General features: G+C 72.0%; 12 protein-coding genes and 1 pseudogene. 5 read left to right on the top strand and 8 right to left on the bottom strand.

Annotation, left to right across the window (positions count from 1 at the left end):
- The 3 genes and pseudogenes from GA0115233_RS26100 to sigE all read right to left on the bottom strand — a co-directional run.
- Positions 1-574 (bottom strand): annotated as a pseudogene (locus tag GA0115233_RS26100) (protease); the annotation flags it as partial.
- Positions 575-696: 122 nt separating this feature from the next.
- Positions 697-1,662: a zf-HC2 domain-containing protein gene (locus tag GA0115233_RS26095; protein WP_093722743.1), complete on the bottom strand. Its 966-nt coding sequence runs from the start codon at positions 1,660-1,662 to the stop codon at positions 697-699.
- Positions 1,659-2,354 carry an RNA polymerase sigma factor SigE gene (gene sigE / locus GA0115233_RS26090; RefSeq protein WP_093722742.1) on the bottom strand — a complete coding sequence of 232 codons (696 nt, stop codon included), beginning with the start codon at positions 2,352-2,354 and terminating at the stop codon, positions 1,659-1,661. Before sigE ends, GA0115233_RS26095 begins: the two co-directional genes overlap by 4 nt.
- Before the next feature lie 234 nt (positions 2,355-2,588).
- Here sigE and GA0115233_RS26085 point away from each other — a divergent pair, with 234 nt between their 5' ends.
- Positions 2,589-3,287, top strand: a complete 699-nt coding sequence (locus GA0115233_RS26085) for an O-methyltransferase (RefSeq protein WP_093722741.1) — start codon at positions 2,589-2,591, stop codon at positions 3,285-3,287.
- Positions 3,288-3,384: 97 nt separating this feature from the next.
- Here GA0115233_RS26085 and GA0115233_RS26080 read toward each other — a convergent pair whose 3' ends face one another.
- Positions 3,385-3,552, bottom strand: a complete 168-nt coding sequence (locus tag GA0115233_RS26080; RefSeq protein ID WP_003966491.1) for a DUF3117 domain-containing protein — start codon at positions 3,550-3,552, stop codon at positions 3,385-3,387.
- A gap of 356 nt (positions 3,553-3,908) precedes the next feature.
- Between GA0115233_RS26080 and GA0115233_RS26075 the strand changes: the two genes are divergently transcribed.
- Positions 3,909-4,700, top strand: coding sequence for a 2-cyclohexenylcarbonyl CoA isomerase (locus GA0115233_RS26075; protein ID WP_093722740.1), 792 nt, complete (start codon positions 3,909-3,911; stop codon positions 4,698-4,700).
- Here GA0115233_RS26075 and GA0115233_RS26070 read toward each other — a convergent pair.
- Positions 4,697-5,284, bottom strand: a complete 588-nt coding sequence (locus GA0115233_RS26070) for a DNA-3-methyladenine glycosylase I (RefSeq protein WP_093722739.1) — start codon at positions 5,282-5,284, stop codon at positions 4,697-4,699. The genes GA0115233_RS26075 and GA0115233_RS26070 overlap by 4 nt on opposite strands.
- Positions 5,281-5,637 carry a DivIVA domain-containing protein gene (locus tag GA0115233_RS26065; RefSeq protein WP_093722738.1) on the bottom strand — a complete coding sequence of 119 codons (357 nt, stop codon included), beginning with the start codon at positions 5,635-5,637 and terminating at the stop codon, positions 5,281-5,283. Before GA0115233_RS26065 ends, GA0115233_RS26070 begins: the two co-directional genes overlap by 4 nt.
- A 128-nt stretch (positions 5,638-5,765) precedes the next feature.
- Between GA0115233_RS26065 and folP the strand changes: the two genes are divergently transcribed.
- Positions 5,766-6,626, top strand: a complete 861-nt coding sequence (gene folP, locus GA0115233_RS26060) for a dihydropteroate synthase (protein ID WP_093722737.1) — start codon at positions 5,766-5,768, stop codon at positions 6,624-6,626.
- Between the two features lie 240 nt (positions 6,627-6,866).
- Here the strand turns inward: folP and GA0115233_RS26055 are convergent, their stop codons facing one another.
- Positions 6,867-7,625, bottom strand: a complete 759-nt coding sequence (locus GA0115233_RS26055; RefSeq protein ID WP_093722736.1) for an LOG family protein — start codon at positions 7,623-7,625, stop codon at positions 6,867-6,869.
- Between the two features lie 103 nt (positions 7,626-7,728).
- Complete coding sequence (dapE, locus tag GA0115233_RS26050) at positions 7,729-8,808, bottom strand: succinyl-diaminopimelate desuccinylase (protein ID WP_093722735.1); 1,080 nt, start codon at positions 8,806-8,808, stop codon at positions 7,729-7,731.
- Between the two features lie 84 nt (positions 8,809-8,892).
- Here dapE and GA0115233_RS26045 point away from each other — a divergent pair, with 84 nt between their 5' ends.
- Together GA0115233_RS26045 and GA0115233_RS26040 are read left to right on the top strand one after the other, a co-directional pair.
- Positions 8,893-9,849, top strand: a complete 957-nt coding sequence (locus GA0115233_RS26045; protein WP_093722734.1) for a heavy metal transporter — start codon at positions 8,893-8,895, stop codon at positions 9,847-9,849.
- Between the two features lie 337 nt (positions 9,850-10,186).
- A complete protein-coding gene (locus GA0115233_RS26040; RefSeq protein WP_093722733.1) occupies positions 10,187-10,630 on the top strand; it encodes an ATP-binding protein in 444 nt (147 codons plus the stop codon).
- Positions 10,631-10,679: the final 49 nt, after the last annotated feature.

Raw genomic sequence — 10,679 nt, 5'->3', positions numbered from 1 at the left:
AGGGGCCGGGCTCGCCGTAGGGCGGGGTGCTGTAGGGGTCGGGGTCGTGAAGGGGGCGGGGGCGGTCGTCGGCGGGGGCGGAACCGCCATCGACGGCGTGCGCTTCGGCGGGAACGGCGGCGACTGGAGCGGCGGCGCCGGGGGCGGCCGGGCCTGCCGGGGCCGGGGCGTCGGCCATCGTGGGCTCGCCGGAGGCCGGGGGCATGGCTGCTGCCGGAGCGGCCGTACCGGGCGCGGTCGGAGCCTCGGCGGCGGCGAAAGCCTCCATCGTTCCGGAGCCGTCCGATGCCGTCGAGCCCCCGGGGGCACCGGGCGCTTCCCCAGGAGCCGCCGTGTCGAGCGCCGTCGATCCTGCGGAGCCGGAGCCATGGGCACTCACCGGTGCCGCTGTTTCCGGGGCCGGAGGACCGGGACGGCTCAGTTCGTAGTCGCCGTCGGAGGACGTCTCGGCGATGGGTCGCTCCAGTTCGAAGTCGCCGTCGGCGTTCGGTGTCGCCTCGGCCGTGCGGGCCGAAGGGCCCTGGAGCCAGGAGCGGCCCCACCTCTTCGCCTTCGTCGGCTTCCCCTCGTCCATGCTCTCCCCACAGCCGGCCACGACGGCCCCTCGAACTCCGCCGCCGCGCCCCGGCTGTCCTGCCCGGAACGCGGCCCACCCCGGATTCAACCAGGTTCACGCGCCGCCGCGCAGAGTCCGGGTCAGCGGTTGGTGCCGGAGAGGGTGGGGGACACGGACGGGGACTGGCTCGCCCCCGGGACGGGTGTGGCCGCCAGGCCCGGGGTCGCGACCTCCGGCGCGGGGCGCCAGGTGGTGAGCGTGAGCGGCGGGGTGGCGCTGAGCGGACGTATCAGCGGGGACATCGCGACCGCGTCCACCGGGGTGGTGAGCGAGCCGCCGGTCTGCTGAGCGGCCTTGACGGGCCCCGGCAGCAGCGGCGCGGACACCGAGGTCGAGGGCGCCGGGGTGTCCCCGACCGCCCGCTGCCCCTGGCCCTGCACCAGCAGGGGCCCGACGCCGCGGCGGCGCTGGGTCTCGGGGGTGGCCGCGGCCGTACTGCCCTGGCTGCGTGCCGGGGTCACATTGCTGCCGGAGCCGGAACCGCGTGCCTCCGGCTCGCCCGCGACACCGCCGACGGTGACGCCGCCCAGCGCGATGGCGGCCAGCGAGACCGCTCCGGCGGCCACAAAGGCGAACCGCAGCCCGCGTGAGGACGGCCGGTCCGCGTCGGGGCGGCCGACGGAGTGCACCCGGAAGCCGCCCGCCGAGGCGCCGGTGAGCGCGGGGGTGTGCGGCCGGGCCGGGACGTAGCCGAACTCGAAGCGGTCCTCGCGCCGGGTCCCGAAGGGGCCGTCGCCGGGCTGCTCGGAGAACCCGCCGAAGCCGCCTCCGCCCAGCGCGGAGCCGCCGAGGTCACCGCCGGGCAGGCCCTGCAGACGGGCCAGGAAGCTCTCGGAGGGAGACGGCGGGGCCGCCTCCGCGAAGACGCTCTTCAGCTGCCGCTGGGCGTCGGCCTCCGCCTTGCACTTGGCGCAGGTGGCCAGGTGGGCGAGGACCCGCTCGCGCGCGTCATGACCGAGCTCTCCGTCCACCAGGGCGGAGAGTCGGTCTCCCAGGTGCTGCTCGGCGAGCCGTCGCTCGCCCGGTTCGGGTCGGGTGCCACTCACGCGGTCGCGCCCCCTCCCCCCAGTGCGGGCACGCGCGGCACGAAGGACCGGCGCTCGGCCCGGGCCTCCGGGGAACGGTGTGCGAGGGCCTTGCGCAGCTGCGAGCGACCGCGGTGGATACGGGACCGCACGGTGCCGAGCTTGACGCCGAGCGTGGCGGCGATCTCCTCGTACGACAGTCCTTCGATGTCGCACAGGACGACCGCGGCGCGGAACTCCGGCGCGAGGGTGTCGAGGGCCTGCTGGACGTCGGCGTCGAAGTGCGCGTCGTTGAAGACCTGCTGCGGGGACGGCTCCCGGCTGGGCAGCCGCTCGGCCGCGTCCTCCCCGAGTGCGTCGAAGCGGATGCGCTGCTTGCGCCGGACCATGTCCAGGAAGAGGTTGGTGGTGATGCGGTGCAGCCAGCCCTCGAACGTGCCCGGGGTGTAGGTGGACAGCGAGCGGAAGACGCGGACGAAGACCTCCTGGGTGAGGTCCTCGGCGTCGTGCTGGTTGCCGGTGAGCCGGTACGCGAGGCGGTAGACACGACCGCTGTGGGTGCTGACGATCTCCTCCCACGTGGGCGGAGTCCACGCCTGCCCGTCCGCGTCGGTGGAGAAGGTCGCGGTCTGGGCGTGGTCGGCGGCGTGGTCAGCTGCGGTGTCGTTCACGGATTTCGGCTTACCCGCCGATCCGAGAAAGCGCCGCAGCACTCCTCCCCGATCCACAGGCGCAGCCGCACCTCCCCTGTCGGCTCTGGTGGTGTCCAGTGGAGCCCCTACCATAGCCACCTCGCCCGTTAGCTCCGGATAAGCGGTTTTACTTGAATTTGATCTGGGCTGATACGGCTCGTGCGTCTGCGTCAGCATGTGCTCGGCCCCCGGCCCGCCATCGTGATCCAACCGTGTCCCCCCTGACGTCTCCCACCCTTCTAAACGCCCGGTCCCATCTGCGGGTTCCCGGGCGCAACGGATACAGTCACGCCCAGGCAACCACGGGGACAGGAGAGGGTCATTACCGGCAACCGGCAGACGAGCTGGGCGTTCGCCGACGCCTTTGTCGCCGAGGACGACGCGCTCCGCTGGGCCCGCGACCGGGCCCGCGAGGCCGGGCTGCGCTCGGTGTCGCCCAGCACGGGCGCGGCGCTTCGGTTGCTCGCCGCCGCGGTGGACGCGAAAGCGGTTGCCGAGATCGGTACCGGGACCGGCGTGTCCGGCATTCATCTGCTGCACGGCATGCGCCCGGACGGGGTGCTGACCACCGTGGACCCCGAGCCGGAGCACCAGCAGTTCGCCCGGCAGGCCTTCCGCGCCTCCGGCTTCGCCAGCAATCGCGCCCGCTTCATCCCCGGCCGCGCGCTCGACGTACTCCCCCGCCTCGCGGACGCCGGCTACGACCTCGTCTTCTGCGACGGCGACCGGCTGGAGTTCCTCGACTACCTCGCTGAATCGTTGCGCCTGCTGCGTCCGGGTGGCCTGGTGGTCTTCGAGGGCGTCTTCGCGCACGGCCGCACCGTCGACTCGGGGCCGCAGCCCACCGAGGTACTGCGGCTGCGGGAGCTGCTGCGCACGGTGCGCGAGAGCCAGGGCCTGGTGCCGTCGCTGCTGCCGGTGGGCGACGGCCTGCTGTGCGCGGTCAAGCGCTGAGGAACGGCACATCGCCCCAGGTCAGGGCCGGGAAAACAGCTGCCCCGGCACCTGATTACGATGCCGGGGCAGCTGAAAGGATATGGTCGCTTGCGCGTCAGCCGACGACCTTCTTGAGGGCGTCGCCGAGCGCGTCGGCCTCGTCAGGGGTCAGCTCGACGACGAGTCGACCGCCGCCTTCGAGCGGAACGCGCATGACGATGCCCCGCCCCTCCTTGGTCACCTCGAGCGGGCCATCGCCCGTCCGCGGCTTCATGGCCGCCATGCTCGTTCCCCTTCCTGAAACCAGCTCATCGTCAAAGCCGACGGCCCCATGGAGGGCATGCGCGGTCCCTGAGAGACACGCGACACCGGCATCGAACACATTGCTTCCCAGCCATTATCCCGCATCGCAGGACCCGATGACCAACATCAGTCGGCATCGCTTGGGCAACGCGCCCGAGCAAAACCACTCAATTCGGCGATGTGACTGCGATACTGCGCCACCCCACACGTGTCCGCCGTTCGGAAACCGGCCGGATTTCTTTGACGCAGGTCACACGTGCGCCCCCGGCGATCTCCGCCATGCTGTCCTGAGACACCAGCCGCACAGATGAGCCGCGACATCAAAGGGGATACACCATGGCCGACACCGTGCTCTACGAGGTGAGCGACGGGCTCGCGACGATCACGCTGAACCGCCCCGAGGCGATGAACGCGCTGAACATCGAGACCAAGGTCGCCCTGCGCGAGGCGGTGACGGCGGCGGGTGCCGACTCCTCAGTGCGGGCCGTGCTGCTGACCGCGGCCGGGGACCGGGCCTTCTGTGTGGGGCAGGACCTGAAGGAGCACATCGGACTGCTGGCCGAGGGGTCCGGTCAGGTGATGAGCACGGTGCGCGAGCACTACAACCCGATCGCTCGGGCACTGACCGAGATGCCCAAGCCGGTCGTGGCCGGGGTCAACGGCGTTGCCGCCGGCGCGGGCTTCGGCTTCGCCCTGGCCGCGGACTACCGGGTGGTGGCCGACACCGCCGCCTTCAACACGTCGTTCGCCGGTGTCGCCCTGACCGCGGACTCCGGCATCTCCTGGACGCTGCCCCGCGTGGTCGGCCCCGGCCGGGCCGCCGACCTGCTGCTCTTCCCGCGCAATATCAAGGCCCAGGAGGCCTACGAGCTGGGCATCGCGAGCTGGCTGGTACCGGCCGCGGAGCTGTCCGCGGAGGCCGAGAAGGTCGCCCGGACGCTGGCCGAGGGCCCGACGGTCGCGTACGCGGCGATCAAGGAGTCGGTGGCGTACGGCTTCTCGCACTCCTTCGCCGAGACCCTGGAGAAGGAGGACGAACTCCAGACCCGGGCGGGCGCGTCGGAGGACCACACGATCGCGGTGCAGGCGTTCGTGAACAAGGAGAGGCCGAAGTACCTGGGCCGCTAGCCCCGGCGTGCGGTCCGCGCCCCGCATGCCTCCAGGTGGTCGTTGACCAGGCCGCATGCCTGCATCAGGGCGTACGCGGTGGTCGGGCCGACGAAGCGCAGGCCGCGTTTCTTCAGGGCCTTGGACAGGGCCGTCGACTCGGGGGTGACGGCCGGGACGTCGGCCAGGGTTTTGGGCGGCGTGCCCGGCTCCGGGGCGTGGGACCAGATCAGTTCGTCGAGGTCGCCCGGGGTCCAGTCGGCGAGGACCCGGGCGTTGGCGAGAGTGGCGTCGATCTTGGCGCGGTTGCGGATGATGCCCGCGTCGACGAGGAGGCGCTCGCGGTCCTCGTCGGTGAAGGCGGCCACCTTCGCGATCTTGAAGTCGGCGAAGGCCGCGCGGAAGCCGGGGCGGCGGCGCAGGATCGTGATCCAGGACAGGCCCGACTGGAACGCCTCCAGGGACAGGCGTTCGAAGAGGGCGTCGTCGCCGTGGACCGGGCGGCCCCACTCCTCGTCGTGGTACGTCACGTAGTCCGGCGTGGACAGGGCCCAGGGGCAGCGCAGCACACCGTCCGCGCCTGCCAGGGCGGCGCCCTCGCTCACCGGTTCTCCTCCGGCCGCTTGTCCATGGGCACCGGGCCGGGGCGCGCGGACCGGGCTCCGGCGAGCGCGGCCTCCAGGTCGGCGATACGGGCGTCACGCTCGGCCAGCTCGGCGCCGAGGCGGCTGAGGGCGTCGTCCACGTCGGACATGCGGTAGCCGCGGGCGGCGAGCGGGAAGCGGAGACGCTCGATGTCGGTGCGGGCCACGGGGCGGTCGTACGGCAGCGAGTCCTGGAGGCGTTCCGGCGCGGCGTCCGGCAGCGGGCCGCCGCCCTCGCCGCCGCCCACCACCGCGAGGGTCACCGCGGCGACCACGACGGCGAGCGCGACGACCAGGAACAAGAACATAACCATCGCTTTTGGTCCCCAGGGTCGGTGAAGTGTGCGGTCGAGTGTGTCAGGGTCCGATCGTGCCATGCGAGTCCGGCGGTTAGGGTCGCAGACGGCCGATGATCAGTTCGTACGGGAGAGGTTCACAGCAGATGCTCAGGCTGGGACGGCGTGAGTTCGACACGCATGAGCCGGTGATCATGGCGATCGTGAACCGGACGCCCGACTCCTTCTACGACCAGGGGGCCACCTTCCACGACGAGCCCGCCCTCGCGCGCGTGGAGCAGGCCGTGGCGGAGGGCGCCGCGATCATCGACATCGGCGGGGTGAAGGCCGGGCCCGGCGAGGAGGTGTCCGCGGCGGAGGAGGTGCGGCGGACCGTGGGCTTCGTGGCGGAGGTGCGGCGCCGGTTCCCGGATGTCGTGATCTCCGTGGACACGTGGCGTGCCGAGGTCGGGGAGGCCGTGTGCGAGGCCGGGGCCGATGTGCTGAACGACGCGTGGGGTGGGGTTGATCCCCGGCTGGCGGAGGTGGCGGCGCGGTATCGGGTGGGGCTGGTGTGTACGCATGCCGGGGGCGCCGAGCCCCGTACGCGGCCGCATCGGGTCGAGTACGACGACGTGATGGCGGACATTCTGCGGGTGACCGTGGGGTTGGCCGAGCGGGCCGTGGCTCTTGGGGTGCCTCGGGAGTCGGTGATGATCGATCCCGGGCACGACTTCGGGAAGAACACGCGGCACAGTCTGGAGGCGACTCGGCGGCTGGGGGAGATGGTCGCGACGGGGTGGCCTGTGCTGGTGTCGCTGTCCAACAAGGATTTTGTGGGCGAGACGCTGGACCGGCCGGTCAAGGAGCGGGTGGTGGGGACGCTCGCCACGACCGCGGTGTCCGCGTGGTTGGGGGCGCAGGTGTACCGGGTGCACGAGGTCGCGGAGACGCGGCAGGTGGTGGACATGGTGGCGTCGATCGCGGGCCACCGTCCGCCGGCGGTGGCGAGGCGGGGGCTGGCGTAGAGGGCTTTTTCGCCCCGCCGCCCCTACCCGTCCCATCCCAGGGGGCTCTGCCCCCTGGACCCCCGCTCCTCAAACGCCGGAGGGGCTGATTTCAGCCCGTCCGGCGTTTGAGGACGAGGCCCCTTCAGGGCCGATCGGGGGTCTGGGGGCGGAGCCCCCAGGGGACGGTGGGGGGTCCCCCCTCTGGGGGAGGGTAGGGGCGGCGGGGGCGAGGAAAGCCTGGCTCCGCCGCCCCGTGCGTCAGCGGCCTGCTTCCTTCGAGACCAACGCCACCGCCTCGTCCACGTCGTCCGTGACGTGGAAGAGGAGGAGGTCCTTTTCGGAGGCCTTGCCCTGGGCGATGAGGGTGTTCTTCAGCCAGTCGACCAGGCCGCCCCAGTAGGACGTGCCGAAGAGGACGATCGGGAACCGGGTGACCTTCTGGGTCTGGACCAGGGTCAGGGCCTCGAAGAGTTCGTCGAGCGTGCCGAGGCCGCCGGGCAGGACCACGAAGCCCTGGGCGTACTTGACGAACATCATCTTCCGGACGAAGAAGTACCGGAAGTTCAACCCGATGTCGACGTACGGGTTCAGCCCCTGCTCGAAGGGCAGCTCGATGCCGAGGCCGACCGAGATCCCGCTCGCCTCGCAGGCCCCCTTGTTGGCGGCCTCCATCGCGCCGGGGCCCCCTCCGGTGATGACCGCGAACCCCGCCTCCACCAGGCCCCGCCCGAGGCGGACGCCCGCGTCGTACTCGGGAGAGTCGACCGGAGTCCGGGCCGAGCCGAACACGCTGATCGCCGGCGGCAGCTCGGCCAGCGTGCCGAAGCCCTCAATGAACTCCGACTGGATGCGCAGCACCCGCCAGGGGTCGGTGTGCACCCAGTCGGACGGCCCGCCCGCGTCCAGCAGCCGCTGGTCGGTCGTACTGCGGGTGACCTGGGACCGCCGTCGGAGGACCGGACCCAGGCGCTGCTCCTCCGGCGGCTGCTTCTTGCCCGCGGGATTCCCGGTAGCCATACGCGCTCCCTCCGTCGTGCGTGCGTTCCACCTCAGCGTAGATCTACGCGGGTTACGGAGGGGGGACATTGGTATGTCCGGTTCCGCCCTGACAAACGTACTCCTACGCCGTCAGCCAGGACCTCAGCCGCTGTTCCGCCTCGATGATCTTCGCCGTCTCCACCCGCTCGTCCCGCTTGTGCGCCAGATGCGGGTTCCCGGGGCCGTAATTGACCGCGGGGACTCCCAGTGCCGAGAAGCGGGAGACGTCGGTCCAGCCGTACTTGGGCATGGGCGTGCCGCCCACCGCGTCGATGAAGGCCGCCGCGGCCGGGTGGGACAGGCCGGGCAGCGCGCCGGGGCTGTGGTCGTCGACGACGAACTCCTCCACGCCGCAGTCCGCGAACACCTCGTGGACGTGAGCCAGCGCCTCCTCCTCGGTGCGGTCGGGGGCGTAGCGGAAGTTGACCGTGACCACGCACTCGTCGGGGATGACGTTGCCCGCGACCCCGCCGGAGATACCGACGGCGTTGAGGCCCTCGCGGTACTCCAGGCCGTCGATGACCGGCCAGCGGGGCTCGTACGCGGCGAGGCGGGCCAGGATCGGGGCGGCGGCGTGGATGGCGTTGGAGCCCATCCAGCCGCGTGCCGAGTGCGCCCGCTCCCCCTTGGTCCTCAGCAGTACCCGGAGCGTGCCCTGGCAGCCGCCCTCGACCTGGCCGTCGGACGGCTCCAGCAGCACCGCGAAGTCCCCGGCCAGCCAGTCGGGGTGGGCCTCGGCCACATGCCGCAGCCCGTTGAGGTGTGCGGCGACCTCTTCGTTGTCGTAGAAGACGAAGGTCAGGTCGCGGTTGGGGGCCGGGACGGTGGCGGCGATGCGCAGCTGTACCGCGACCCCGGACTTCATGTCGCAGGTGCCGCAGCCCCACAGGATGCCGTCGTCGTCGAGCCGGGACGGGACGTTGTCCGCGATGGGCACGGTGTCGATGTGGCCGGCCAGGATCACGCGCTCGGCGCGGCCGAGGTCGGTGCGCGCCACGACGTTGTTGCCGTACCGGTCGACCGTGAGGTGCGGCAGGGCGCGCAGCGCGGTCTCGATCGCGTCCGCGAGGGGCTTCTCGGTGCCGCTCTCGGAGGGGAAGTCGACGAGCCGCGCGGTCAGCAGCGCGGCGTCCAGCGTGAGGTCAAGCGGGGTGTCGGGCATGGCCCCGACCCTAGCGCCCCGTGGTCACCGGCAGTTTCCGGACGACTCTCGATGGCCCGTTCTACTCTCCAGTACCTTGTACGCGTGCCAGAGCCGTCCCCCACTTCCCGACGTCGTGGCCGCCTCTTCCGACTGACGGCGGCCTTCGTGGTCCTGCTCGCCGTAGCGGGCTATCTCGTGGTGCAGTACGTCACCGGAGGCGCCGGTTCGCCGGGCTGCCGGGTCGTCTCGGGCGACGACGGCAGAGCGGAGTACGAGTTCTCGCCGGAGCAGGCGGTGAACGCGGCGACGATCGCCGCCGTCGGCACCGGGCGCGGGCTGCCCGAGCGGGCGGTGACGATAGCGCTCGCGACCGCGCTGCAGGAGTCCGCGCTGCGCAACATCTCCCACGGCGACCGCGACTCCCTGGGCCTGTTCCAGCAGCGGCCATCGCAGGGCTGGGGCAGCGAGAAGCAGATCATGGACCCGACGTACGCGGCTGGGGAGTTCTACGACCACCTGGTGAAGGTGGAGGACTACACCGAGCTGCCGCTCACCGAGGCCGCGCAGCGCGTGCAGCGCAGCGGCTACCCGGACGCGTACGCCAAGCACGAGCCGGACGCCGAGCTGCTGGCCGCCGCCCTGACCGGACGTTCCGCTGCCACCCTGACCTGCGAGGGGCGCCTGGGCGAGGCCCCGGTCCGGGGCACCGACCCGGTGCGCACCGCGCTGGCACGGGACTTCGGGCAGGACGTGCTGAAGCCCGCCGGTGCCGTGGTCGGCGCGGGCGGCGGCGACACGGCCCAGGGCGTGCGGGACGGGCGCACGCTGACGCTGCCGGTGTCCAAGGACGGTGCGCGCACGGCGGAGCAGCGCGGCTGGCAGCTCGCGCACTGGGCCGTCGCCAACGCCTCGGCGCTGCGGATAGAGCGGGTGACGTACGCGGGTCTTGAGTGGACCGCCGGGCGGACGACCGGCAGCCCGTGGCGTCCGGTCGTGTCCGAGGGCGCGGCGGGCGCGGAGAAGGACGCCGGGTCCGTCCGCATCGTGACCGCGCAATAGATCGCGCCGCAGATCGAGCAGTAGTACGGGGCGTCATCCGCGCGGGTTATCCCGCGAGGCGGCGGGTCCACGATTTCCCCGTGTGCCGTCGCATTCGTTCCCCGTTCCTGCAAATCCCTTGGCGACAAAGGGCTGTAAGGATTCGGCAGGCGTTCCCGCGCGCGATCTCTTTGCCCGTTTTTATCCACAGCAGATAATGCGACGCATTGCCAACTCTTTACGTTATCCCTCCGCAACCTTCGCGGACTTCGAGCGGTAGTCACTGCGTCCGAGGCCGGAGATCACAGCCGGTCGGACAGTCACCGTTCCCACCAGACAGACCCGTCGAAGGAGCATCATGACCCTCCCCCTGACCCGCCGGATCGCCCGTGCCGCGCTGCTCGTCGCTGCGGGAGCGGCCGCCGGGGTCGGTGCGGCCGGCTCCGCCAGCGCGGCCCCGGAACTGCCCGCCACCCCCAACCTCGGCGGTCTGACCGCCCTGGACGGGGCGGGCCTCGGCAACACGGTCGACGGTGCGGCGCAGAACGTCACCGGGCTCGCGGCCGAGAGCGGCACCAAGGCGGTCAAGAAGGCGGCCCCGACCGCGGGCAAGGCCGTCAAGAAGGCGGCGCCCGCCGCGCAGAAGACCGCGGGCGAAGCGGCCGGTTCGGCCGGGGACGTCCTGGGCGACGCCACGTCCACGGCGACCAAGGGCGGTCTGCCGACGGACTCCCTGACCAAGGGCGGCGGCCTGCCCACCGACAGCCTGCCGGTCGGCGGCGGCCTCCCGCTGGGCGGCTGAGCAACAGGTCGACGCACACGAAGGGGCCCCGGGGAGACGCCCTCCCCGG

The organism is Streptomyces sp. DI166 (assembly GCF_900091315.1).
GTDB lineage: Bacteria > Actinomycetota > Actinomycetes > Streptomycetales > Streptomycetaceae > Streptomyces > Streptomyces fuscus.
Note: the sequence above shows the minus strand (reverse complement) of the source record. Positions and strands in the feature narration are given on the sequence as shown.

Coding starts and splice junctions, on each gene's coding strand:
- folP (WP_093722737.1), top strand. CDS start 5,766: ATGCTCAGGCTGGGACGGCGTGAGTTCGACACGCATGAGCCGGTGATC.
- GA0115233_RS26040 (WP_093722733.1), top strand. CDS start 10,187: ATGACCCTCCCCCTGACCCGCCGGATCGCCCGTGCCGCGCTGCTCGTC.
- GA0115233_RS26075 (WP_093722740.1), top strand. CDS start 3,909: ATGGCCGACACCGTGCTCTACGAGGTGAGCGACGGGCTCGCGACGATC.
- dapE (WP_093722735.1), bottom strand. CDS start 8,808: ATGCCCGACACCCCGCTTGACCTCACGCTGGACGCCGCGCTGCTGACC.
- GA0115233_RS26065 (WP_093722738.1), bottom strand. CDS start 5,637: ATGGTTATGTTCTTGTTCCTGGTCGTCGCGCTCGCCGTCGTGGTCGCC.
- GA0115233_RS26055 (WP_093722736.1), bottom strand. CDS start 7,625: ATGGCTACCGGGAATCCCGCGGGCAAGAAGCAGCCGCCGGAGGAGCAG.
- GA0115233_RS26080 (WP_003966491.1), bottom strand. CDS start 3,552: ATGGCGGCCATGAAGCCGCGGACGGGCGATGGCCCGCTCGAGGTGACC.